The following is a 24,063-nucleotide window of genomic DNA, read 5'->3' as shown; positions in this document are numbered from 1 at the left end:
CCTGCGCGCCACGGCGCAGGCGCTGCATCCGTACTTCTGGGGCGTGCGCTCCATCAGCTTCGACCTCGATGCGCTGGCCAGCGGCATGCTGCGCGCCTCGCAGCTGTCGCTGGTGTTCCCCGACGGCGAACCCTACGCCGCGCCGCAGGCCGATGCGCTGCCCCCGCCCATCTCGCTCGACACCCTGAGCCCGGGCCAGAACGAGATCACCTTCTACCTGGTGCTGCACCCGGTGAAGGAGCTCGGCAAGAACTACACCGACCCCAACGAAGAAGGCTTTGCCGCGCGCTACACCAGCGACGCGACGCAGTCGCTCGACCTGTACACCAACGCCGTGAGCGCCGAGGTGGTGTTTTTGCGCAAGAGCGTGAAGCTCCTGGCCGACACCGAGCCGCGCGAGCAGTTCGTGTCGATCCCCGTGATCCGCATCCGGCGCACCGCCGCGGGCGGCTTCGAGATCGACCGCAGCTTCGTGCCGCCGTGCACCAGCATCGACGCCTCGCCCACCGTGTTCCAGCAGCTGCGCCGCCTGCTCGACGTGCTGCAGGCCAAGGTCAATTCGCTGTACGGCATTCACCGCGAGCCGAGCAAGAACATCATCGAGTTCCGCTCGGGCGACATCGCCTCGTTCTGGCTGCTGCACACGGCCAACTCGGCCTTCGCGTCGCTCTCGCACCTGTTCCATCACCCGTCGCTGCACCCGGAGCGGCTGTTCCAGGAACTGCTGAGCCTGGCCGGCGCGCTGATGACGTTTGCCAAGACCTACTCGCTGAACGACCTGCCGGTGTACGACCACGAGAAGCCGGGCCCGGCCTTCGCCGAGCTCGACCGCATCGTGCGCGACCTGCTCGACACCGTCATCTCCACGCGCTACTTCGCCATTGCGCTCACCGAGACGCGCAACGCCTTCTACCTGGGCCGCCTCGACTCCGGAAAGATCGACGAGAAGACCGTGTTCTACATGTCGGTCACCGCCAGCATGCCGGCCGCCGAGCTGGCCGAGGTGGTGCCGCAGCGCTTCAAGATCGGCGCGCCCGAAGACGTCGACAAGCTCGTGCTCTCGGCCATGCCGGGCGTGCGCATCGTCTACGCGCCGCAGGTGCCGCCGGCCATTCCGATCCGTGCGGGCGCCTGCTACTTTTCCATCGACAGCAAGAGCCAGCTGTACGACCGCATGCTGCAGGCGCAGAGCGTCACCATCTACGCGCCGGCCGGCATCCCCGACATGCAACTCGAACTGATCGCCGTGACCGGCTGATCCGCCTGATCGTATGAACACCACCACCCTGAACAAGGCCCCTTCCCTGCTGGGCGGCGACGCGCCGCCCGCGTCGTTCACGCCCGCAGGCGTGGCACCCGACGCCGACTCCAGCCTGCTCGACCTGCTGTACGACGGCTTCGTGATGCTGTTCCTGCTGAAGAAGAAGCAGCAGCCGGCGACCACCGAGCAGTTCCTCACGGGCATCCGCAACTACCTGGGCGAGTTCGAACGCAATGCGCGCAAGCTCGACGCCACGGCCGAGCAGATCCACGCGGCCAAGTACGCCTTCTGCGCCACGGTCGACGAGTTCGTGCTCTCGGCGCCCGAGTTCGCGATTCGCTCCGAGTGGGAGCGCCGGCCGCTGCAGCTCACGCTGTTCGGCGACCAGCTCGCAGGCGAGAACTTCTTCAACATGCTCGAGGTCGAGCGGGCGCACGGCGCCGCGCGCATCCAGACGCTCGAGGTGTTCTACATGTGCCTGCTGCTGGGCTTCCAGGGCAAGTACGCCATCGACGGCACCGAGAAGCTGGCCTACCTCACGGCGCGCGTGGGCGACGAGATTGCCAACGCGCGCGGCAAGCGCACGCCGTTCGCACCGCACTGGCCGCTGCCCGACCTCATCTCGCACTCGCTCAAGCGCGAGGCGCCGCAGTGGGTGGTGGCCGCGCTGTTCTCGCTCATCGGCCTGCTCGGCTTCGTCGGCCTCTCGGCGCACCTGGGCAGCACCACGCAGGGCGCGCTCGCGAGCTACCAGGACATCGTGAAGCTCGGCCCGCGCCAGGCCAACCTGACGATCTCGTTGCCATGACGGCCGCGACGAACCGCCTCGACCTCGCGGCCCTGCTGGCCCCGATTTCCGAGGCCCAGCCTTGCGGCGAGGACATGCTGTTCTCGCGCGAGTTCGACGCCATCCAGGAAGCGCGCAAGCACGACGACCCCTCGCTCGAACAGGGCGAATGGGTCATCGAGCTGAAAGAGGCCAACTGGCCCTTCGTGATCGCCGAGTGCGACAAGCTGCTGCGCGGCGCCACCAAAGACCTGCGGCTGACCGTGTGGCTCACCGATGCACTGGCCAGCCAGCGCGGCTTCGAAGGGCTGGCCGACGGTTATCGCCTGCTCATCGGCCTGTGCCGCCAGTACTGGGACGAACTGCATCCGCAGCCCGAGGGCGGCGACATCGAGATGCGGATCGGCACTGTCACCTGGTTGATCTCGCGCTCGGTCGAGCTGCTGCAGCGCGCGCCCATCGTGAGCGACGGCAGCACCGGCCACAGTGCGCTGGTCTGGGAGACCGCATTGGCGCTCGACCAGGCCATCCGCCGCACGCCGGCGCAGGCCGACGAGCTGCAGCGCAACAAGGTGACGCTCGACCAGTTCGACCGCCTGCGCCGCGCCACGCCCGCGAAGTTCTTGCAGAAGACGCACCGCGACGTGCACGCCTGCGAGCAGGCACTGGCCGAGTTCGAGGCCGTGTTCGACGAACGCACCGCCTCCAACGGCCCGAGCTTTCGCGCCGCGAAAGACGCGGCCACGGCCATCCGCCAGACCGTCGAGCGCTTTGCACGCGAGGCCGGCGTGCCGATCGACAACGGCGCGCCGCAGCCGACCACCGCCGCTGCACCGGCCGTCAGTGCACCGACGGCTCCGTCCCGCATCGAACCCGTCTTCGACGCCGCCATGCCCCATTCACCCCCGATTTATCACGCGGTCGCGCACGCGCCCGCCGCGCAGCCGCCCGGCATCCACAGCCGCGCGCAGGCCATTGCGCAGCTCAAGGAAGTGGCGGCGTATTTCGAGCAGACCGAGCCTTCGAGCCCGGCCGCCTACATGGCGAACAAGGCCGCGCGCTGGGCCGACATGCCACTGCATGCCTGGCTGCGCAACGTGATCAAGAACGAGCAGGAGCTGGCCCAGTTGGTGGACCTGCTCGATCTGCCGAAGGGCGACGACGAGTCGCGCTGATGGCGCATTGACGGCGCCTGACAGCGCGCCGAGCAACAGAAGAAAGGCCCGCGTTGCGGGCCTTTTTCGTTAGCGTCCGACGCGGAACTCGATGCGCCGGTTGCGCGAGCGCCCCTCGTCGGTCGCATTGCTCGCCACCGGCTGGTCCGGGCCCACGCCCGAGGTCGTGAGCGTCATCGGATCGATGCCCTTGCCCACCAGGTAGCCCTTGACCGATTCGGCCCGCGACTGGCTCAGCGCCAGGTTCGACGTGCGATTGCCGGCGTTGTCGGTGTGCCCCACCACCGCCACCGACTTGTTCGTGAGCTTCTGCAGGATGGGCGCCATCTCGTCGAGGATGGCGCGGCCCTTGCTGGTGAGCGTGGCGCTGCCCAGCTCGAACTCGATGGTGCGGTTGCCCAGCACCTGGTCGACCGCGATCTGCTCCGACACGGGCACGCGCAGGCTGTTCTTGATGGTGTAGGTCGGGTTGAGCGCGTTCGCCATGTCGCTCACGATCTTCTGGCGCAGCGCCTCGTTGCCGACCTCGCCGCTCAGCGCCATCTGCGTGCCCTCGATCTGGAACTGGCCGCGGTGGATGTCCTTGAGCGAAGGCGTGATCAGCCGCTGCACGTTGGCGGCCCAGTTGGCCGGCATGCTGACGGTGCTCACCACCTCGATCTTGTCGATCACGCCGCTGGGGCCGTAGATGCGGCGCAGCGCCTCGATGACGGCGGCGCGCGTGGCCTCGTCGGGCACCTGCCCGCCGGCCACGACCGGCTCGCCCTTCCCGACGGCCGCGGCCGTGGTCTCGACGCGCGCGGCGGTGGCGCCTGCGGCCGGTTGTTGCTGTGGTTGCTGGGCCTGCACGGCCGGGACGAGCGCGAGCCCGCAGGCCATGGACAGCACGAGAACGCGCAAAGAACAATTCATGACCGTGTCATTCCCCGATGAAGACTTCGCGAAAGGCGGTGAGCACGATGTCCAGCGGCAGCTGCGGCTGGTCAAGGTAGCTCACAAGCTTGAACATCGCGTAGTTGCTGTGGATGGTGTCCTCGACCCACTCCGGGTTGTCGATGTCGATGTTGTGCTCGGTGTAGACCTGCGGGTGCAGCACGCTTTGCAGGCTGCGCGGCGACAGGCCGTTGAAGCCGATCACCAGCCGCGCGCGGCCGTCGATCTCGGTGACCAGCAGCACCAGCTCGAAGTCGGCCTTCGCCAGAAACTGCGACACCATCTCCAGCCAGAAGGTGGCGATCAGCGAGCGATCGACCGGGTCGCGCGGCAGCGGCAGCGTGAGCCCCTTGTCCAGGTGCGACACCGCGCTGGCCATCACCGGCTGCAGCAGCAGGCCCAGCGCCAGGATGGCCCGGCGCAGCGACACCTTGTGGCCGTCGAAGTTGAGCATCTGCTCGATGCGCAGCAAGCTCGTGTCGCGCGTGAAGGCCGCATAGGTGGCGCGCGAGGCCGACTTCTTGAAACCGGTCTCGATGGCCGGGTCGATGGCCTCGAACTTCTTCAGCTCGCTGTCCAGGTCGGTGCCGGCCGCCAGCGACTGCACCTGCACCGCCATGCGGTCCCAATACGGTCCGACGAGCATCGGCGCGCCGCGCATGAAGTCGAGCGCCTCGTCGACGTCCACCGAGGTGGCCGCCAGGAACGGGTAGCGGCGCGACGACTCGTCACGGCTGGCACGCAGATGGCCCGCAATCGCCACGCGGCTGCGCGAGCCCAGGCACACGAAGTGCATCGGCGCCGCGTTGTCGTAGATCAGCTTCCAGCGCGGGTCTTCCGACAGCATCTCCATGGTCTGCGACAGCCAGTGGTCGAACACCTTGATGAGCTGCGGGTTGTACAGGCCCTTCACGAAGTCGCCGCGACCGGGCAACTTGCCGAAGTAGCACAGCTGTTGTGGCGCGCTCATTTTCCTGCTCCCCCTGCCTGCACCGGGACTTGAGCCGGTGCCTGAACTGTTGCTGTGGCGCGCGGCGCACCAATCTCCGCGACCGTCGGCGGCAACACCGTGCCGCGCAGGCCCTTGCCTTGCGGCGAATCGCCGCCCGAGCCGGCCGACTGCGTGTTCTGGATCACGCGCAGCTTGACGGTCACGCTCGCGTTGTCGCGCGCCCATGTGAGCTCGAAACTGCCATCGGGCAACTTCGTGCGCTGCGCCGTGCTGAGCAGGCGCTCCAGGCCGAAGTTGCCTGGCTCGTTGATCAGCTCGACCGTGCGCCCGTCGAAGGTGACGGCGGTGATCTTCGCGCCCGGCGTGCCCTGCGCGTTAGGCCAGACGAAGTTGGACCACTGCGGCGGCGTGTTGCGGTAGCGCAGCTGCTGGCCGTCGATTTCGACCATGTACTCCGTCAGGCCCGACACGGGCTGCGGCAGGATCTGGAACAGCGTCTGCGGCTGCGCGCTGCCGCCGGCACCGGCCGCCGCACCGCCCGACAGCGGCGCCACCCACTGCGCAAAGCCATTCACGAAATCGGGACTCAGCGTGAGGCCCTGGTCGCCCCAGGCGCGCGGCGACAGCAGGTCGCCGCGGCGGATCACCAGCGAGCCCAGCGTGGTCGTCACGAACTTGCCGATGGCGCCTTCAGGTCCGAAGAACTGCGCGATTTCTGCCGGCGAGGCCTCGATCTTCGCGCTCGCCGAGAACGGGTACTTGGTGGCCAGCGACTGCTGGAACGGCTGGTGCACCTGCGCGCTCCAGATCTTGTTGACCTCCACCGCCGTCGGCTGCACCGTCACTGCGTACGCCTGCAGCAGCGGCCGCACGAGCAGCGGGCGCAGCGCCTGGCGCTGTGCGGCGTCCATGCCGGTGAGCATCTGCTCGTCGACGTACTTGAGCGCATCGGCCAGCTCGGAGCCGTTGCCCTCCAGCGTCTGCTGCATGAGCTGGCGCGCGCCCGGTCCGGGGTCGCCCTGGTTCTTGATCTGGTTGAAGCGCCCGCGCAGCTTGGACAGCGTGCCCAGGTAGCCGCGCAGCAGCGAAGTGTTGTCGCGCTCGACCACCAGGCGTGCGACGCCCGCGAACTCGCGGCCGATCGGGCCCATCGGGATTTCCGTGGCGCCGCCGTTGAGGTCGACGTTCACGTTGACCTGCGACGGCGTGGCACGGCTGAAGAGGCGCTTGAACCAGTTGAAGGCCCCCGTGCGCGCCTGCTGCAGGCCGGCGTTGACCAGCGAGGGGTTGTCCCACGAGGTCTGGTCGTACACCGTGTCGAAGACCTTGCGGATCGGCGAGTTCTGCGGATCGCCGAGCTGGTTCATCGCCACCACGGCCTGCTCGAAGCTGCCCATGTCCTTCACTGCGATGCCTTGCAGGAAGCGCTGCCACTCCTTGGCGTACTCCAGCTTGTACATGGTGGCCAGCGTCTTGCGGATCTGCTCCGGGCTGCCTTCGAGCGTCAGGTCGTCGTTGCCGGCGACGTTGAGCACCCAGTCCTTGCTCGATGTTTCCTTGTTCGCGGCGTCGCGGATCGCGTCGTCCACGTACTGCTGCCAGGCCTCGCGCGTGAACGCGCCCGAGATGGCGACGCTGCCCGCGAGGGTGCCTTCGCTTTCGGCACTGCTCGCCGTGGCCCCGAGGATGCGCGCCACGGTCATCGGCGCGAAGCGCGTCGAGGCGCGCGCCTTGATCTCGGCGTACACGCGTTCGCGCGCCGGCATGCCGCGCACCACGCGGCGCAGGTTGTCGCGCGTCTGCTCGACCAGCGCGAGGTTGGTGTCGGCCAGCGCGGGCCAGTTGTCGTCGCCCACGCGGCGCAGGTAGAAAGTGATCATGCGTTCGGCGTCACGGATGACCGCCGCGCGCGGCATGTCGCCGCGGTTGCTCTCGAGCCAGCCGCGCCAGAAGCGCGAGATCTGGTCGGTGAGGTGTGCTGTTTCCACCTGCCGCTTGTCGGACAGCATGAGGTAGGTCTTGAGCGCGTTGTAGGCGTCCTGCACGTCGGCCGGCGAGGAGCCGGCATACAGGCCGCCGCCTTCCGGCGCTGCGGCGGGTGCCGTGGTGGTCACGGCACCGGCGGCCGGCAGCGGTGCGGGCGCCGTGCCGCCCGTCAGCACGGCCACCGCATCAGCGCGCTTCAGGCGGTCGGGGTGTGCGTTGACGTCGCGCAGGAAGGCCTGCAGGTTGTCCGACACCGGCGCGAGCATGAGCTGCTTCACGCCGCCGTAGTACTCGGCCACGAGCTTGTCTTCGAGCTGGTTGCCCTGGTACAGGCCCAGCGACAGCGACAGCGGCCGGTCGTTGCGGAATTTCTCGAGCTGCTCGATGCGGTCCTGCAGGATGTTCAGCGCCTCGAAGCGCGTGCGCAGGCCGTTGTCGCTGGCCTGCAGCTTGACCACCTTGTCGAGGTCGGCCTGCACGTTCTCCACCAGTTGCCGGTTGCCGAGGTACGACCACGTCCAACCACCGAGCAGGAGGCCCAGCACGGCGACGAAGGCGAAGAAGCTCACGTAGCGCACGCGCGCCTTCACGGGGCTGGAGAACTGCCGCACCGTCTTCTTGTCGGCAAAGATCACCTTGGAGAACAGGTCGCGCAGGAAGAACCCGTTCTGCGAATAGATTTCCTTCGACTTGGTGGCCGCGTTGCTCAGCGTGAGCCCGAAGCGCTTGGCGATGCGCTCGGTCGACAGGCTGCGCATCGTGCCCTCTTGCAAGGCGCTGGTGAAGTAGAAGCCGCGGAACACCGGCTTGTGCTGGAACGGGTTGCTCTCGAACAGCGTGGCCAGGAAGGCCCGCAGTGCGGGCTTGATGGCTGCGAACTCGAGCGGGAAGATCAGCAACTCGGGCGACGGGTCGCTGCTGCGGTGGTTCGCGAAGTGCGAGACGCTGATTTCCTTCAGGCCCATGTAGAGCTCGTCGAAGCGCTTGTCGAACAGCGCCACGGCGTCCTGCTTCTCGTCGCCGTCGTAGGGCAGCGAGGCGCCCCACACGCGGTCGCGCTCCATCTTGTCGCTGTCGCCGAAAAATTCTGCAAAACCGGTGATCAGGTCGGCCTTGGTGAACATCACGTAGACCGGCGCGAACACCTCGAGCCGCTCGGTGAGTTCCTGCATGCGCTGGCGCAGGTTCTTCGCCAGTTGAATCGCGAAGTCGGGCCGGCTGCCGATCAGCTCGGGAATGCTGGCCGTGATGATGATGCCGTTGATGGGCGCCTTCGGCCGGTACTTCTTGAGCAGGTCCAGAAAGCCGAACCACTCCTTGCGGTCTTCCTGGTGAATCGAATAGCGGCCCGCCGTGTCGAGCACGATGCCTTCGGTGGTGAAGAACCAGTCGCAGTTGCGCGTGCCGCCGATGCCCTGGATCACCGCGTTGCCCTTGTCGGCGAACGGGAACTGCAGGCCCGAGTTCAGGATGGCGCTGCTCTTGCCCGCCGCCGGGTTGCCGATGACCATGTACCAAGGCAGCTCGTACAGCGCCTCGCTGCCCGACATCTGCCCGATCTTCGAGGTCTTGATGGTCTTCACGGCCTCGACCATGCGCCCGCGCAACTCGTCGATCTCGGCCTTGCGCTCGGGATCGCTGTCGCGCACGGCCGCGTCGGCCTGCTCCTCGAGCATGTCGCCGAGCTTGCGGTTGGCCGCGCGCGTGCGCATGCGTCGCACGAACCACACGAGCAGCCACAACAGCAGCAGCACCACGAAGATGCCGACGGCCCAGATCGCGCCGACTTCGAGCGTCTGTGCCCCGAGCAGCAGGAACGCGCCGAGCGCGATGGCGCCGATCACCGACAAGGTGCGCGGATCGGCCAGGAAACTGAAGAATCGCCGCATAGAAGTTTCTGGAATCGGTCCTGTTTAAGTAGCGGGTGACGCGGGGCTCGCCGGGCCGGCCAGCAAGGCCGTTCGGGCGTGCGCGTCCTGCACGGAAATGGCGAGCACGTGCCGGGCATCGCGCGCGGCCAGGTGGCACGCGAGCACGACGGCGCTCATGTCGGCCGCGGCCCCCAGGTGACCCAGGGTGGCGCAGACGGACAGGTTGTTTTCGAAGGGCACATGGGGCAGCCGCTCCTGCACGAGGCTGGCCACTTCGGTGACGCGGCTGGTGCGGTGGTCGGCATCGCTCACGACCCAGTCGACCTGGGCGGTCTCGAGGGCCGCGCTCGACAGCAGGCGCTGCGCGAACAGATCGAGCAGGCTCGCATCGGGCGTGCGCGCCGTGTCGGCGGATGCTTCGCGCTGGCCGCTTGCGCTGCGCGACAGCCGCACGGCCTGGGCCGGTGCCAGCAGCGCATCGCTAGCGCGCGCGAGCAGCAGGCCCGCGGCGGCTTCGCCGGGCACGCGGCCCTTGCGGCGCGTGGCGGTGTACAGCAGGCCCTCGGCCTCCCAGCGCGCGATGCTCGCTTCGGACACCGAGGAGTCGGCCGCCAGCGCGATCCACAGCGCGGGCCGCTGCTCGCGATGCAGCGACAGGCTGATGCGGTCGAGCAGCGCCATGCCGGACACGCCGTCTTCGCTCTTGAAGCAGTCGACGTGCCAGCGCTGCGACGCATCGCCCTCGCGCACGCGCTGCTGCACCCACTGTGTGGCGATCACGCGTTCGCTCTCGCTCCATGCGCCCGGCAACAATAGCGAGAGGCTCAGCTGGGGCGCTGCCGCCGGCCCGGGGATGACGCCACCACTGGAAACGAAGCGCCCGGGCGCGCGCACCGACAGCGCATCGCCGGCGTTCGCGATCGCCTCGGCCGCGGACGTCAGCAACTCTTGCAGCACATCCGACATGAGATGGATGGCGCGCAGCCGGTCGTCGGGTAGTGCATCGACATCGAAAGCTTCGCCGGCGGGTTGCAGGCTTTCGCGCAGGTGCTCGCGCAGTTCGTTCTCGTCGATGCCTTCGACGCGGCCCGCGATGACGGGGAAGCCTTCGCCGTCACGCAGTTCGGGCACCAACTCGGGCGTCTGCGCCTGGCCGATCGCTGTGGCCACCGTGTCGGCATCGCTGCCGCGGGGTGTGCGAAGGGCGAAGGCGAGCACCGCCATCTGTAGGCGCTCTTGCGAGGCGTCGGGCGCTGCGGCATTCGATGAGGCGGCGCCGCCTGCGGCCACTGTTGCGCCAGCCACGGGCAGCGCAGCAGTGGGTGCGGCCGTGAAGATGCGGCGCAGCACGATATAGAAGAGCATCAACGCGAGCGGCAGCACCACGAGGTACAGCACGATGTCGCTCGTGCTCGGCATGCGCGCCGTGTACTGCCAATAGACGATCACGAGCACCCACACCGTGATGAACACGGCGCAGGCCAGGAGCACGGGCTTGATCAGTCGCGACAGCATCAGGAGTTTGCGAACACCTGGGTCATGCAACGGCGATGGCGATGGCCCACGCGGTCGCGTGGCCGCATGCCATGCCTGCAGCCGGAGAAGGAAGCGCCGCCGTCATTCGGACGCGGAAGCGATCTGGCTGGACAGCAACCTGCAGCCGCAGGCCGCCCGGTCGCCGTGGCGCGCCACGCGGCGGCCGTCGAGCGTGACGCAGTCGCTGCCTGTCACGATGGGGTTGATGCCATGGCCGGGCCGTGGGCACGACACCATGTCGCCGATGCGCGCCACGCGCCGGTCGTCGATGCTTGTGTTTTCGGACGCGGTGATCACGAAGCCGCCGTGGTCGGTCTTGTCATGCAGAACGATCCACGGCCGATCGTTGTCGGCGTCGGGTTGATCCTCACCCATTTGAACTCCCCCCTTGATTGCCTCGTGGTGTGCCAATGCGACAGGTGTCGCCTCGGCATTCAGTTGCGTGACAATTTAAATCCCGGCTTGCGGTACTCCACGTGACCGTAGTCCCTGAAGGACCACCGACCACCCCACACCAAGCCCACGGACTCGGCCGCTTCACCATAGAGGCGATAGCCTTCCATGGCCCATGGATCTTTTTCAGAGATCACCAGCTTGCCATTGCGATAGAACGCGTTGTCTGCCGCAAGTCCATACTGATGATAGCTTTGATTCGCCTTCGCCATGGTCACTGTATTGCCCAATGCAGCGAGTTTGGCTTGTCGTTCGGGGCTGCGATAACCCTCGAGCAATGCGAGGTCGTAGCCGTGCTTTTCTTTCATGATCTTGTAGACGAGCAGCAAACGATTACGAAAGTCCACATCGAGCGCAGCCCAGTCCCGACTGCCTTCTTTCGTGAGTGGACGAATCTGCTCGACCTCTGCAGTGGCAAACACCTCGGGCGGCAACGGCTGCGGCGGCACCAGCTGCTCGCCCTGCAGCAACGCTTCAATCTTCGGGTCGCTTTCGGTGGCCCAGTCATCGAAGAAGAGAATGCGGCCACTTCCGAAAGTCACACTTAACAACACCGGCACGATAAGCAGGCCCATGCCCGACAGCAACAAGTAGCGATGCCTTACGGCAAAAGTACGCACTCCTGAGCCGCTGTCGCGCATCAACTGAAAACTTGCTTCGGACACAAAACCGAGACGGCGTCCTATTCCAATAAAAAAGAATGCAATAGCAGTAGAAATGGCGACCGTCGCTCGCAACACACGGTCACGAAAAGAAGGGAACAAGAAGATGGCAAGTGCAGCCACCATCAAGGCAAAATAACAAAAGAGAGTGAAGAAGATCAACGGTGTTCAATGAGAGCCGCTCAATTGTATGAGTCGCTCCAAAATTTGAACCCATCGCACGCAACGCCCAGTTGCATCCCAATTGCGATATCGCGTTGATCACGCCACATAAAGCCGAGGGGAGAAATCACATGCCCGCAGCCAGCCGGACCACCCATCCATGATGGGCGCGTCAGACGCCCACAAGGACCGACCGAGCCTGCTCGGTTCGAACGCCCCCACCACGGCCGCATCGACCGCCGCACCCGGAGGCGAATCCACACGGGTGCTCGCACAGTTCGGTGGCCGCGAGAGTGGCGCGCGTTCCTTCTTTGCACGGCCTGGCGTGTGGGCTTCGGTCGCCGTGCTGGTCGGCGTGGCGGGTGCCACGACCTACCACCTGCAATCGAAGCGTGCGGATACAGCGATGGCCGTTGCAGCAGTGCCGCCTGTGCCGGTGGCCGCGCCTGTCGCGGTGGAACCACCGAAGCCCGACGCACCCGTCGCAGCCGCTGCGCCAGAGCCGACGCCTGCGCGCATCATCGAAGGCGACAGCGCACCGCAGCCATTGCAGCAGCCACAACAACAGCAACCGGCCTCCACGCCGTTCGCGGCGATCGGTGCGCAGCCCATGGCCGTGCCGCCGACCACGAAGCCTGCGCGCGTGGCAGCTGCGTCGCCTGCGAAAAAATCAGGTGCTGACAGCAAGACCAACGTCGCCGCGAAGAAGCAGCCGGAGCGCATCGCGTCGGGTTCGAAGAAGCCCGTGCGCACGGCGGCGAACGGCAAGCCCGTCGTCAAGACCGCCGCCAACAGCAGCAAGGCAACCAAGTCCGCGACGCGTGCCAACCTCACCCAAACAGCGGCACGGCCGAAGGGGCCCGATCCCGACACCGACCTGCTGACCGCACTGCTCAAGCGCAGCAAGACGTCCGACCCCGCACCGTCGGCGCAGGCCACCGCCGCAACGGCGGACTGCAAGCCGGGCGCACCTTGCAAACCTTGAGCATCCGACCCTGAGCGAATTCCCGATGCCTTCCGCTGACCGCAGCGCCCTGTGGGCCGAGCTGAGCCAGACGGCGCGGCTGTACCGCCTCGAAGCGCCGAGCGCTGCTTCATCGTCTTCGTCGACCGCACGCGAGAGCATCGACGCGCTGCGCGTGGAAGGCTGGGTGCAGCGCGAGGCGGTGTCGCAGCTGTTCGAGCTGCGCATCGTGTGTTTGAGCTTGCGCGCGGACCTGGCACTGTCTTCGCTAATCGACCAGCCGCTCACATTGATCACCGTGCTGGCCGACGGCTCTCTTGGTCGACGCACCGGTCTCATTCGCGCGGTCGAGTCTCTGGGCTCCGATGGCGGCCTGGCGCGCTACCGCCTGACGCTCGTGCCTTGGCTCTGGCTGGCCACCCAGCAAGGACGCAGCCAGGTCTTCCAGCAACGCAGCGTGGCCGACATCATCGAACGCGTGCTGGCCCCGTATGCCGAGGCAGGCAGCTGGGCCTTCTCTTCCGAGGTGAACGGCTTCCTCTCGGATGCGCCCGTTCGCACCTACTGCACCCAGTACCGCGAGAGCGACTTCGACTTCTTCTCTCGCCTGCTGGCCGAAGAGGGCCTGGCCTGGCGCACCGAGGAAGACGCGAAGGCCCCCATGGGCCACAAGCTCGTCATCTTTTCATCGAACGACACCCAGCCCGCCGATGCAGGCTCGCCCGTTCGCTTTCACCGCAAGAGCTCGCAGGAACGCAGCGACGCCGTGCAGGCGCTGGTGCGGCGCATGCGCCAGTCGGTGGCGCAGGTACACCTGAGTGCCTGGAACGTCGACGGCAAGCGCCAGCTCACGGGCAGCGCCCCGGCGCGCTTTCAGGTCGGCGGCAAGAACGCCCCGCGGCTGGAATACGACGACGTGCTCGGCCTGAACGACCGCAGCCGTGGCTGGGACACCAACCGCACGCTGGAGCGTTATGCGGCCCTGATGATGGAAGCGGCCGAATGCCGCGCCGACGTGATGCTGGGCCACAGCACCGTGCGCACCTTGCGCGCGGGCACACGCATCGAGATCGACGACGCGCCCGCGCTGGGCTTGCAGGCCAAGCCTGCACTGCTGCTGGACACCGTCGAGCATGTGGGCATCAACAACCTGCCCAAGGACACGGCAGCGTCGATTGCGGCGCAGCTGGGTGAACTGACGGAACATCTGGTGTTCGACCAGCCGTGCGCACCCGTGACGGCCGAGTCCGATGTGTTCGGGCTGGTGTCTGCAGCCACGAGTGCGAGCACAAGCAACGACAACGACATCTACCCGCAGCCCCAGAACCTCGCGACCGCGCAGGCCCAGGGCTACGCCAACAGCTTCTCGGGCGTGCATGCCCCGCGCCCCTGGCGCCCCGCACTGGCTGCGGCCGATGGCGCCCGTCTGCACGCCAAGCCCACGGCCAGCGGCGTGCACAGCGCCATCGTGGTCGGGCCGTCGGGCGAGACCTCGCCCAACGGCGCCGACGAGCTCTACTGCAACGACCGAGGCGACGTGCGCGTGCGCTTCCACTGGCAGAACGGATCGAACGAGAACAACAGCGGAGACAGCGCCCAAGACAACCGCAGCACCCGCTGGATCCGCGTGGCCCAGCGCCAGGCGGGTCCCGGCATGGGCTGGCAGTGGCTGCCGCGCATCGGCCAGGAAGTGCTGGTCAAGTTCGTCGACCTCGATGTGGACCAGCCCGTCATCGTCGGGGCGCTGTACAACGGCCGCGGCGACGGCGGCATCGCCCCCACGCCCGGCGGCGCATCGCGCGCCGGTGAGAACGGCGATACCCATGACGACGTCTTCGCCCAAGCGGGCAACGCCTCGCCCAGCGCCCAGGCCAACCTGGCGGCGGGCCACGCCCCACCCTGGCACGGCGCCAGCGCCGACGACAAGGGCCACCGCAACGCCGCGGCCCTGAGTGGCTTCAAGACCAAGGAGTTCGGCGGCGAGGGCTTCAGCCAGCTGGTGTTCGACGATTCGAACCAGCAACTGCGCGTGCAGCTGCACGCCAGCACCGCCCACAGCCAGCTGAACCTGGGTCACCTGATCCATCAGGCCGACAACTTCCGAGGCAGCTTCCGCGGCCAAGGTCTGGAGTTGCGTACCGACGGCTATGCCGCCCTGCGCGGCGGCAAGGGTGTGCTGCTGAGCACGTACCACGGCGCAGGTGGCCAGAAGCTGGAGCCGGTGGGCGACTTCGCCGCCGGCATGGCGCTGCTCAAGCAGGTGCAGCAGTTGGGACAGGCGCTGAGCGATGCGGCCAAGACCCACGAGACCGTGCAGCTGGCTGGGCACATCGGTGCCAACAAGGCCGACGAATCGCAACTCGACAAGGAACGCGCCCCCTACGCCGCGATGGAGCGCACCGCCAGCGGCATGGTGACCGCCGATGCGCTCGACACCGCCTACGCAGACGCGGCAGACAAGGCCATCGCCACCGGTGAAGGCAAGGTGCCCCACACGAGCGATGCCGTGGTCGCACTGGCCGCACGCGGCGGGCTGGCCATGGTCGCAGGCCAGCAGCTGCAGATCGTCAGCGGCGAGACCGCCACACTGGCCAGCGGCGGCGACATCAACCTGGCGCTGGCCGACGTGCTGCGCGTGCACAGCGGGCAGGCCATCGGGCTATTGGCCGGGGCACAGAAGGCCGATGCCGAAGCGGGCCTGTCGGTCATCGCGGGCAACGACGACCTGGACTTCCAGGCGCAGCACGACGAGTTGCGCATCCAGGCCAAGGAGGCGCTGAAGATCGCGAGCACCGACCAGACGGTGGAGTTCGCGGCCAAGAAGAAGATCCGCATCGCGACTGCGCAGGGCGCGTCGATCACGCTGCAGGATGGGGACATCACCTTCGAGTGCCCGGGGAAGATCACTTATCACGCGGTGCAGCGGAAGTTGGCGGGGCCGACAAGCTCGCCGTATGGGCTGCCGCTGTTCCCGCAGAGCATCTGCATCGAGTGCATGCTGAAGGCGGCACAAAGCGGATCCCCCTTCTCCGCCTTGCAGTGAGAGCGTTGCGTTGGAATTCGCGACCGATCCGATCGAACCCATCCACCTTGCCCACGCCGTGCAAGCGATGGCCGACGCCCAACCCTCATCCATCGGCCTCTGGCTGCTGATCGATGCGGCCTTGCTGGACCCGGCGCGCCTGGCGTCGGTACTGCGCCGCAACGGGTGGCCGCATGTCAACGCGCTGGCCAACACACCGCTGGAGGCCTACGGTGCGCAGGGACCGCAGTTGCTGGAACTGCCACGAGACGATGACGAGGTGCGCGCCGAAGGCTTGCGGCGCCTCGCCATGATCGACCCGGCTGCGCCCGCATTCAGCTGGCTCGCATCCCGCCACTCCGTTGCAGATCTGCAGGCCTGCTTCGGCTACCTTGCCCAGGCGCGGCACGACGGTCTGAAGCTGCACTGCCGCATGGGCGATGTACGCGTTCTTCCTACGCTGCTTGCCACGCTGACCGAGCCTCAGACGCGGCGCGTGGCACAAACCATTGCGCAATGGCAGTGGTTCGACCGCAGTGGAACCACGGTCGGCAACTGGCTTGCTGCTGCCGGGGAAGAGGGTGCTGCCGATGCCGGCGATCATCTCGAACTCGATGCGTCGCAATTCGCGGCGCTTCTGGATGCCTCGGAAGCCGACGGCATCTTTGCGCAGTTGCTCGAGACGGTATCGCAGCTGGTGCCGCAGACGGGCCGGGCAGTGTTTCATCAGCGGCTCCAGTGCGCGCTAGAGGCCGCCACCCGCCTGCACGTGGCAGGCAATCCGGACCGGCTGCAGTTCGTGGTGCTCTCGCTGACCTGTGGCGACAACTTCTACCAACACCCCGATCTGTCGGACACATGGAAGGCTGTCGCGCAAGGCACCAGCCTGTCGAGCCTGATGAAGGGCTGGAGCGACGAACTGTGGAAGGCGTTGGAGGGCAAGGCTTCATGAATCGCTTTGCTCTCTTGGTTCTTTGCGCGTTGGCGTTGTTGGAGGCTTGCAGCAGCAAGAAACCTGCGGCCGAAAGCTACAGCGCCAGCCTCAGCCCGTACAACCACACGGCCGACCATATCGAGCCGTATGTCGACGGGATGTTCGGCGGTCATTCGAGCGCGTATGGCGGTGGCGGCAGCTTCGTGTGCTGCATCTCTTATCCCGCCGTATGGCGCCCTGGCTTGAGCGCCAAGGTGCGTTGGGCCACCTCCAGCGGCATTCCAGGCGATCGGCGACCGGAAGCGTATGCCCAGCATTGGCACGAGAAGGTCGTGCCCATCGAGGAATACACCGTGCCGGGCGGCGTGCTCAACATCCACTTTCTTCCCGAAGGCGACGTTCGGTTGATCATTTCCAGCAAAGGGGCGGGTGCCAGGAACTACCCTGGCCCCGCCTATCCGGTGAAGCCGCCGGATTGGAAATGGTGAGCCGAGGCGAACAACCTATGCGCGCATTGAAAGGCCATACGCCATGAAACGCACAGCGATCCTGACGCTTTGCGCATTGGCGGTACTGTCGCTGGCAGCTTGCAGCAGCAAGAAGCCGGCGGCTGAAAGCTACAGCGCCAACCTCAGTGCCTACAACCACACGGAGGACTACATCCATCAGTTCTATGTGAATGAGGCGGGTGGCGGGAATTCATACCCCTACGGTGGCGGCGGCAGCTTTGTGTGCTGCATCTCCTATCCGGCCCAGTGGCGTCCCGGGCTCAGCGCAACGGTGGAATGGACGACCTCGAGCGGGATTCCTGGCGACAAACGCCCCGAGGCCATCAAGCCCACTTGGCACAAGAGGGTTGTCCCGATTGAGCGATATGACGTCCCAGGCGGCACGCTCAACGTGCACTTCCTGACTGAGGGCGATGTTCGATTGGTCATCTCCAGCAAGGGCTCCGGTGCCAAGGGCTACCCCGGCCCCGACTACCCGGTGAAGCCGCCGAGCTGGAAGTGGTGAGTCGGGTCGAGCAAGAATTTTCGGAAACCCGAGGAACAAAACGTGAACGCATTGAAAGGCCACACGCCATGAAACGCACAACGACCCTGGCGCTTTGCGCACTGGCGCTACTAACGCTGCCGCTGGTGGCCTGCAGCAGCAAGAAGCCGGCGGCCGAAAGCTACAGCGCCAACATCAGTGCCTACAACCACACGGAGGACTACATCCATCAGTTCTATGTGGATGGGGCAGGCGGCGGCAACTCACGCCCTTACGGCGGCGGCGGCAGCTTTGTGTGCTGCATCTCATTTCCCGCCAAGTGGCGCGCCGGTCTGAATGCGACAGTGAAGTGGACAACTTCCAGCGGTATTCCGGGCGACAAGCGACCGGACGCGATCAAACCCCGGTGGCATGAAAAAGTTGTTCCCATCGAAAAATATGACGAGCCCGGTGGGCTCCTGAACGTGCATTTCCTGCCGAACAACGAGGTGCGGCTGATCATTTCCAACAAGAGGGCCGGCGCCAAGGACTATCCCGGTCCCGCCTCCCCAGTGAAGCCTGCGGACTGGAAATGGTGAGCCAAGGCGAACCAGGGATGTCTTGAAAAATCCGGGAGCAACAGATGGAAGAATTTGAAGAAGGCTGGTACGAAATCAGCTTCGACGCCAACACCCGCGAGAAGCGCTATCTCTATTTCAAGACCGCCAAGCTTTGCACGGCCGAGTGCATCGTCAAGGAAACGGGGCTGCAGATACTGAGATGGTCGGACGACGCGGGCAGGGCCATGGATTGGTCGCCAGACTACAAGTGGACAGCCAATGCGCCGAAAGGCGACTGGTGGGACAACGACCCGGGCGGCAAGAACTACCAGCCCGCACTGCCTGGCGACCACTCGCGCGCCGACCGGACCCTGACCGCACGCGAACTGTGCCAACGCGCCGCCAGCGCCGACCCGAGCAAGGCCGAGGCCCTGAGTTGTGCCAAAGAGATTCACGTGGGCCTGTTTTTTGACGGCACCAACAACAACCTGATTCGCGACACACGCGACCAAAGCCACACGAACATAGTCAGCCTCTTCAACGCGCACAAGGATGACCAGGTCGAGAATTTTCGTTTCTACATACCCGGCGTCGGTACACACTTCCCAGAGATCGGCGAGGAAAAGGAGCTGGACAACGGCAAGCGCTTCGGCACCGGGGGTGAAGCGCGCATCCATTGGGCGTTGATACAGGTCTACAACGCCCTGCATATGGCCTATCACGATGTTCTGTTGATCCAGCCTGACGAGGCGAAGACACTCTGCATCGATGAACTGAAGACCTGGTGGCGCTGGAGCGACAACAAGATGGTCAGCATCTTCAGGGGCATTCAAGCGCGCCTGCTCAAAGCCATCAAGGACCAGCGGCCGCGCGTGACCAAAATGCATCTGTCGGTCTTCGGCTTTTCGCGCGGTGCGGCCGAAGCGCGCGCCTTTTGCCAATGGATCCAGCTGGTCGCCGAGAACATGACGATCGGCGAAGCGACGCTGGAACTTCACTTCCTGGGCATCTTCGACACCGTGGCATCTGTCGGGCTGGCCGATTCATCGCCCGTCGGCCAGGGCTTTCAGGACTGGGCCGACGGCACCATGGACATCAACGGCGTCAACCAGACCGTTCACTACGTGGCGGCACACGAAATACGTCAGTCGTTTCCGCTGTCCACGGCGCGCATCAGGGCCACGAACTACCCGCCGAACACCAAGGAGTTCGTCTACCCGGGAGCCCACTCCGATCTGGGCGGAGGCTACCCGTCAAAGTCCCAAGGCAAGGGCGTCGAGGGACGAACCGCATTGCTTTCGCAGATTCCCTTGATGGACATGTATTTCGAGGCCTTGGCGGCGGGCGTTCGCGTGGACAGCAAGTCCGAAATGCAAAGCGAAATACAAGCCGATTTCGAGGTCGCTCCTACGCTCGACAAGTCCTTCAGCGACTACGCAGCCTGGACCACGACAGAGGAAAAGCAGAACGTCGCCAACGGCGGCGAGCCCGTGCAGAACCGCATGCGCTATCACATGGAGCTGTATTGGCGCTGGCGTGCCTCCAAGAGCGATGAAGCCACCTTCAAGGCCATGGCGAGCTACAAAGCCTCCGAAGAACAAGACCAGCAAGATCTCTGGGAGTCGGAGCTCGACTGGCGTGAAGACGTCAAGGCGGCCCAGGCGGCCAACCAGCCCAGACGGGTGTTCGTTCCCAGGGCGGGCGTCTACGTTGACCAGCCGCCCCGCGCCAACGAGGTGGAAAAGCGCCTCGTGCGCGCCGTGGCAGCGGCCAAGGATGTTCCACAAGCCGCCAACGACTTCTTCGACAGGTTTGTCCACGACTCGCACGGCGGGTTCTGGATGCTCGGCCCCATCACGAAGGAAAACCGCGAGGACTTCGTGGCCGCCATCAAGCAAAAGAAGGCCACGCACGACCGGTTGCTGAAGGCAGCGGAAGAAGAGCCGATGCCCTCTGCTGCGGCGAACCTGCGCAACTTCGCCCGCGGCTATGAACTCAACAACTTCGAACGCCGCGTGCTCGCACAGGATGCGAAAGAACCGGGGACACTGCCGCTGATGACGGATGCCGATGCGGAAGATCTGCGAGACAACGCGGGCACAGCCGCGACGCTCGCATTGAAGCTCCTGGGCACCGCCAGCCGCCGCGAACCGCACGGCCACGGCCGCTACCGACGCGTGTTCGACAAGAGCTGAAGCCCGCTGCAGGTTCCGTCATCGCCTCGCAGAACCAGCAGCCAACTACCGGGCCATCGCCGCTCGGCGACGCGGGATCAAGATGAATCCGATCCCCCTCATCCTGATCGCCGGCACCCTGCCGTCGCTGGTGTGCACGCTCTTCCTGATCGGCCATCGCGTGCGTCCACATCCCTCATGGGCGCCTCGCTTGAAGCAAGCCCGGCTGTTCGTGCTCGTGCTGGCCGGCGCCGCGTTGCTCTACCTCGGTGCGCGCCACCTGCTCATCGACGCACGCGATACAGGCGCGCGTCTCGAGACCTACATGGCCGCCGTGACCTTCGCACCCTGCATCGTTTCAGGACTCGTCGCCCTGTTCCTCAAGCCTTGACGACCGCCCTCACTCACCCAATGCGCGCGATCGCCGTCCCAGCCGCCACGTAGCCCCCCGCCGCAGCGGCGAACGCGATGCGCCCCGCGCGATGCGCGACGACCTGCATCTCCATCTTCATCGCCTCCATCACCGCGATCACCGCGCCTTCGGCGACCTCGTCACCGTCGGCGACCTTCCATCCCTGCAACGTGCCCGACACCGGCGCTGCCACGGCGGCGGCATCGGCCGCGGGTGCGTTCGCAACGCCAGGTACAGCAGCACCGGCACCACCCGCCGACGCCAACCCACGCAGCAATTCCGCCGGCAGCCCCAGCGACATGCGTCGCCCATCGATCTCGATGGCCGTGCGGTGCAGTGAGGCATCCGGCAGTGGATCAGGCCGCATGCCCGCCGCCTCGTCGTTCGCAAAGTCCGTCTCGATCCAGCGCGTGTGGACCTTGAAGGCATCTTCCGACACGAAATCAGGGTGCGCCATCACGGCGCGATGGAACGGCAGCACGGTCGCCAGGCCTTCGATGCGGAATTCCTTGAGGGCGCGGCGTGCGCGTGCGATCGCCTGGGCGCGCGTGGCGCCGGTGACGATGAGCTTGGCCATCAGCGAGTCGAAGGTGCCGGGCACCTGCGAGCCGGCGTCCACGCCGGTGTCGACGCGCACGCCCGGGCCCGAGGGTGCGTCGAACACGTGGACGGGGCCGGGCGTCGGCAGGAAGCCGCGGCCCACGTCTTCGGCGTTGATGCGGAACTCGAAGGAGTGGCCGCGCGGTGCGGGCGTCTCCGTGACCGACAGCGGCAGGCCTTCGGCGATGCGCAGCTGTTCGATGACGAGGTCGATGCCGGTGGTTTCCTCGGTCACCGGGTGCTCGACCTGCAGGCGCGTGTTGACTTCGAGGAACGAGATCGCGCCGCTCGCGCTGAGCATGAATTCGACGGTGCCGGCGCCGGTGTAGCCGGCGGCCGCGCAGATGTCGCGCGCCGATTGGTGGATGCGTTCGCGCTGCGCGTCGCTCAGGAACGGCGCGGGCGCTTCTTCGACCAGCTTCTGGTTGCGCCGTTGCAGCGAACAGTCGCGCGTGCCGAGCACGACGACGTTGCCGTGCGTGTCGGCGATCACCTGTGCCTCGACGTGGCGCGGGCGGTCGAGGAACTGCTCGACGTAGCACTCGCCGCGGCCGAAGGCGGTGATGGCTTCGCGCACGGCCGACTCGAACAGGCCTTCGACTTCGTCGAGCCGCCACGCGACCTTGATGCCGCGCCCACCGCCGCCGAAGGCCGCCTTGATGGCGATCGGCAGGCCGTGCTGTTCGGCGAAGGCGAGCACCTCGCCGGCGTTGTTCACGGGGTCGGCGGTGCCGGCGACGAGCGGCGCGCCGACCTTCAGCGCGAGCTTGCGGGCCTGCACCTTGTCGCCGAGCGTGGCGATGGCCGAAGGCGAAGGGCCGATCCATGTGAGGCCGGCGTCGATCACCGCCTGCGCGAAGGCCGCGCTTTCCGAGAGAAAGCCGTAGCCGGGGTGCACGGCGTCGGCGCCGCTGCGCTTCGCGATGGCGAGCAGCTTGGGAATGTTCAGGTAGGTGTCGGCCGGGCGGTGGCCGTCCAGGCCGTAGGCCTCGTCGGCCCGGCGCACGTGCAGCGCGTTCAGGTCGGGATCGGCGTAGACGGCGACCGATTGCACACCGTGGTCGGCACAGGCACGTGCGATGCGCACGGCGATTTCGCCGCGGTTGGCGATCAGGACTTTTTTCATCGCGGGACTCTCGATCTCAAAGGTCGACGGGGCCGTGCTGGCCGGCCATCGGTTGGAAACGGACGCGGGCGTTCACGGGGATCTGCCCCGCACGGTCCAGGTGGTGGGTGGCGACCGACGCGATCACGGGGTAGCCGCCGGTGAGCGGGTGGTCGGCCAGGAACAGCACGGGCTGGCCGCTGGGCGGCACCTGGATCGAGCCGCGCGCCGTGCCCTCGCTGGGCAGTTCGGCGGTGTTCGCACGCACGAGCGGCTGCTCCGCATTCAGTCGGATGCCGACGCGGTTCGACTGCGGCGTCACCACCCACGGCTGGCTGCACAGGCGCTCGACGGCGTCGGCGGTGAACCAGTCGGTGCGCGGGCCGAGCACGATGTCGAGCACGACTTCGTCCTGCACGGTGGGCAGGTCGGTCGGCGGCGCTTCGGTGGCGCCGACGACAGCGCCGATGGCAACGCTACGCACGGGCAGCACATCGCCCACGGCCACGGCGGGCGGGCCGATGCGGGCCAGCGTGTCGGTCGCGCAGCTGCCGAGCACGGGCGCCACGGCAAAGCCGCCGCGCACGGCGAGGTAGCTGCGGATGCCGGCGACGGGCTCGCCGAAGGTGACGATGTCGCCATCGGCCAGTGCGACGGGCTGGTAGCGCGGCAGCGGCCATTGCGCGCCGTCGGCGCGGGTCAGCGTGAGCGGGCCGTCGGCGCCGGTGACCGCCATCACGGCGTCACCGCGGCAGACGAACTGGAAGCCGCCGTAGGCGAGCTCGAGGCACGCGGCATCCGACGCATTGCCGACCAGTCGATTGGCAACGTGCAGCGAGCGCTGGTCCATCGCACCGGAGGCGGACACGCCCTGCCGGGCCTGCCCACGGCGACCGCCGTCTTGCCACAGCGCTTGCAAGCCAGCGGCGCGAACTTCGAAGACGCTGCCGCCTTCAAGGGTTGCAGGTGCGGGCGCCGCGACAACTTGCGCGACCACCGGCAGCGCCACCTTGCACGACGTGGCATCGACAAAGCGCACCGTGTCACCAGGCTGCAGCAGCGCCGGCGTTTCGCGCGACAGGTCCCACATGGGCGTGTCGGTCACGCCGATGATCTGCCAGCCGCCGGGGCTGGCCTGCGGGTACACGCCACTGAAGCTGCCCGCGAGCCCGACCGCGCCTGCGGGGATGCGGGTGCGCGGCACCGCGCGGCGCGGCACGTTCAGGCTCGGGTGGCCGCCGCTCAGGTAGGCGAAGCCGGGCGCGAAGCCGGTGAAGGCGACGGTGTAGTCGCTGCCGGTGTGGCGGCGCACCAGTTCGTCGGGCGCGATGCCGAGCAGGCCGGCCACTTCGGCGATGTCTTCGCCGTCGTAGCGCACGGGAATCTCGATGCGCTTGTCGACGCGCGTCTCGCGGGCGTCGAGCTTTCGCTGGCGCACGGCCTGCGCCAGCGCAGCCGCCGACAGCACGGCGGGCCGGAAAGTGATGAGGATCGTGCGCGCGGCGGGCCCCAGCTCTGCGATGCCGGCGAGGGGCGCGGCGC

19 protein-coding genes are annotated in these 24,063 nt (G+C 66.7%); 11 read left to right on the top strand and 8 right to left on the bottom strand.

What is annotated here, in order from left to right; all coding sequences use genetic code 11:
- From tssK to tssA, 3 genes are all read left to right on the top strand, one after another.
- A partial coding sequence (gene tssK / locus AAG801_RS24675) for a type VI secretion system baseplate subunit TssK (protein ID WP_341890736.1) occupies positions 1 to 1,258 on the top strand: 1,258 nt, incomplete at its 5' end.
- A gap of 28 nt (positions 1,259 to 1,286) precedes the next feature.
- Positions 1,287 to 2,069 carry a type IVB secretion system protein IcmH/DotU gene (gene icmH, locus AAG801_RS24670; protein WP_341890738.1) on the top strand — a complete coding sequence of 261 codons (783 nt, stop codon included), beginning with the start codon at positions 1,287 to 1,289 and terminating at the stop codon, positions 2,067 to 2,069.
- Positions 2,066 to 3,223: a type VI secretion system protein TssA gene (gene tssA, locus AAG801_RS24665; RefSeq protein WP_341890735.1), complete on the top strand. Its 1,158-nt coding sequence runs from the start codon at positions 2,066 to 2,068 to the stop codon at positions 3,221 to 3,223. The genes icmH and tssA overlap by 4 nt, the downstream gene beginning before the upstream one ends.
- Before the next feature lie 69 nt (positions 3,224 to 3,292).
- On the opposite strand, the gene AAG801_RS24660 is transcribed toward tssA, so the two are convergent.
- The 6 genes from AAG801_RS24660 to AAG801_RS24635 form a co-directional block, all read right to left on the bottom strand.
- Positions 3,293 to 4,135: an OmpA family protein gene (locus AAG801_RS24660; RefSeq protein WP_101494020.1), complete on the bottom strand. Its 843-nt coding sequence runs from the start codon at positions 4,133 to 4,135 to the stop codon at positions 3,293 to 3,295.
- 7 nt (positions 4,136 to 4,142) lie between these two features.
- The gene (gene tagF / locus AAG801_RS24655) at positions 4,143 to 5,126 is read right to left on the bottom strand and encodes a type VI secretion system-associated protein TagF (RefSeq protein ID WP_341890734.1); all 984 of its coding nucleotides are present in this window, start codon (positions 5,124 to 5,126) and stop codon (positions 4,143 to 4,145) included.
- The gene (tssM, locus tag AAG801_RS24650; RefSeq protein WP_341890733.1) at positions 5,123 to 8,983 is read right to left on the bottom strand and encodes a type VI secretion system membrane subunit TssM; all 3,861 of its coding nucleotides are present in this window, start codon (positions 8,981 to 8,983) and stop codon (positions 5,123 to 5,125) included. Before tssM ends, tagF begins: the two co-directional genes overlap by 4 nt.
- Before the next feature lie 24 nt (positions 8,984 to 9,007).
- Positions 9,008 to 10,480: a hypothetical protein gene (locus tag AAG801_RS24645; protein WP_341890732.1), complete on the bottom strand. Its 1,473-nt coding sequence runs from the start codon at positions 10,478 to 10,480 to the stop codon at positions 9,008 to 9,010.
- A 102-nt stretch (positions 10,481 to 10,582) separates the two neighbouring features.
- Complete coding sequence (locus AAG801_RS24640; RefSeq protein WP_099793860.1) at positions 10,583 to 10,876, bottom strand: PAAR domain-containing protein; 294 nt, start codon at positions 10,874 to 10,876, stop codon at positions 10,583 to 10,585.
- Between the two features lie 59 nt (positions 10,877 to 10,935).
- Complete coding sequence (locus tag AAG801_RS24635; RefSeq protein WP_341890737.1) at positions 10,936 to 11,742, bottom strand: M15 family metallopeptidase; 807 nt, start codon at positions 11,740 to 11,742, stop codon at positions 10,936 to 10,938.
- A 196-nt stretch (positions 11,743 to 11,938) separates the two neighbouring features.
- Between AAG801_RS24635 and AAG801_RS24630 the strand changes: the two genes are divergently transcribed.
- From AAG801_RS24630 to AAG801_RS24595, 8 genes are all read left to right on the top strand, one after another.
- On the top strand, positions 11,939 to 12,763 hold the full coding sequence (locus tag AAG801_RS24630; protein ID WP_341890731.1) for a hypothetical protein: 825 nt from the start codon (positions 11,939 to 11,941) through the stop codon (positions 12,761 to 12,763).
- A 25-nt stretch (positions 12,764 to 12,788) separates the two neighbouring features.
- Positions 12,789 to 15,785, top strand: coding sequence for a type VI secretion system Vgr family protein (locus tag AAG801_RS24625; protein ID WP_341890730.1), 2,997 nt, complete (start codon positions 12,789 to 12,791; stop codon positions 15,783 to 15,785).
- A 10-nt stretch (positions 15,786 to 15,795) separates the two neighbouring features.
- Entirely contained in the window at positions 15,796 to 16,716 is a 921-nt protein-coding gene (locus AAG801_RS24620) for a DUF4123 domain-containing protein (protein ID WP_341890729.1), read from the top strand.
- Entirely contained in the window at positions 16,713 to 17,186 is a 474-nt protein-coding gene (locus tag AAG801_RS24615) for a DUF3304 domain-containing protein (protein WP_341890728.1), read from the top strand. The genes AAG801_RS24620 and AAG801_RS24615 overlap by 4 nt, the downstream gene beginning before the upstream one ends.
- Before the next feature lie 43 nt (positions 17,187 to 17,229).
- Entirely contained in the window at positions 17,230 to 17,712 is a 483-nt protein-coding gene (locus tag AAG801_RS24610; protein WP_341890727.1) for a DUF3304 domain-containing protein, read from the top strand.
- A gap of 68 nt (positions 17,713 to 17,780) precedes the next feature.
- Entirely contained in the window at positions 17,781 to 18,269 is a 489-nt protein-coding gene (locus AAG801_RS24605) for a DUF3304 domain-containing protein (RefSeq protein WP_341890726.1), read from the top strand.
- 44 nt (positions 18,270 to 18,313) lie between these two features.
- On the top strand, positions 18,314 to 20,425 hold the full coding sequence (locus AAG801_RS24600; protein ID WP_341890725.1) for a DUF2235 domain-containing protein: 2,112 nt from the start codon (positions 18,314 to 18,316) through the stop codon (positions 20,423 to 20,425).
- Between the two features lie 82 nt (positions 20,426 to 20,507).
- Complete coding sequence (locus AAG801_RS24595) at positions 20,508 to 20,795, top strand: hypothetical protein (protein ID WP_341890724.1); 288 nt, start codon at positions 20,508 to 20,510, stop codon at positions 20,793 to 20,795.
- A gap of 13 nt (positions 20,796 to 20,808) precedes the next feature.
- Here the strand turns inward: AAG801_RS24595 and AAG801_RS24590 are convergent, their stop codons facing one another.
- Entirely contained in the window at positions 20,809 to 22,542 is a 1,734-nt protein-coding gene (locus tag AAG801_RS24590) for a biotin carboxylase N-terminal domain-containing protein (protein WP_341890723.1), read from the bottom strand.
- A gap of 16 nt (positions 22,543 to 22,558) precedes the next feature.
- Positions 22,559 to 24,063 (bottom strand): urea amidolyase family protein (locus AAG801_RS24585; protein WP_341890722.1); only part of this gene is annotated, 1,505 nt, incomplete at its 5' end.

Source organism: Variovorax sp. YR752 (assembly GCF_943372545.1).
Note: the sequence above shows the minus strand (reverse complement) of the source record. Positions and strands in the feature narration are given on the sequence as shown.

Bases quoted from the DNA above. Each gene is read 5' to 3' on its own strand.
- AAG801_RS24645 (WP_341890732.1), bottom strand. From the start codon at position 10,480: ATGCTGTCGCGACTGATCAAGCCCGTGCTCCTGGCCTGCGCCGTGTTC.
- AAG801_RS24605 (WP_341890726.1), top strand. From the start codon at position 17,781: ATGAAACGCACAACGACCCTGGCGCTTTGCGCACTGGCGCTACTAACG.
- AAG801_RS24630 (WP_341890731.1), top strand. From the start codon at position 11,939: ATGATGGGCGCGTCAGACGCCCACAAGGACCGACCGAGCCTGCTCGGT.
- tssA (WP_341890735.1), top strand. From the start codon at position 2,066: ATGACGGCCGCGACGAACCGCCTCGACCTCGCGGCCCTGCTGGCCCCG.
- AAG801_RS24600 (WP_341890725.1), top strand. From the start codon at position 18,314: ATGGAAGAATTTGAAGAAGGCTGGTACGAAATCAGCTTCGACGCCAAC.
- tssM (WP_341890733.1), bottom strand. From the start codon at position 8,983: ATGCGGCGATTCTTCAGTTTCCTGGCCGATCCGCGCACCTTGTCGGTG.
- AAG801_RS24625 (WP_341890730.1), top strand. From the start codon at position 12,789: ATGCCTTCCGCTGACCGCAGCGCCCTGTGGGCCGAGCTGAGCCAGACG.
- AAG801_RS24610 (WP_341890727.1), top strand. From the start codon at position 17,230: ATGAAACGCACAGCGATCCTGACGCTTTGCGCATTGGCGGTACTGTCG.
- AAG801_RS24595 (WP_341890724.1), top strand. From the start codon at position 20,508: ATGAATCCGATCCCCCTCATCCTGATCGCCGGCACCCTGCCGTCGCTG.
- AAG801_RS24635 (WP_341890737.1), bottom strand. From the start codon at position 11,742: ATGGTGGCTGCACTTGCCATCTTCTTGTTCCCTTCTTTTCGTGACCGT.
- AAG801_RS24590 (WP_341890723.1), bottom strand. From the start codon at position 22,542: ATGAAAAAAGTCCTGATCGCCAACCGCGGCGAAATCGCCGTGCGCATC.
- AAG801_RS24640 (WP_099793860.1), bottom strand. From the start codon at position 10,876: ATGGGTGAGGATCAACCCGACGCCGACAACGATCGGCCGTGGATCGTT.
- AAG801_RS24660 (WP_101494020.1), bottom strand. From the start codon at position 4,135: ATGAATTGTTCTTTGCGCGTTCTCGTGCTGTCCATGGCCTGCGGGCTC.
- tagF (WP_341890734.1), bottom strand. From the start codon at position 5,126: ATGAGCGCGCCACAACAGCTGTGCTACTTCGGCAAGTTGCCCGGTCGC.
- AAG801_RS24615 (WP_341890728.1), top strand. From the start codon at position 16,713: ATGAATCGCTTTGCTCTCTTGGTTCTTTGCGCGTTGGCGTTGTTGGAG.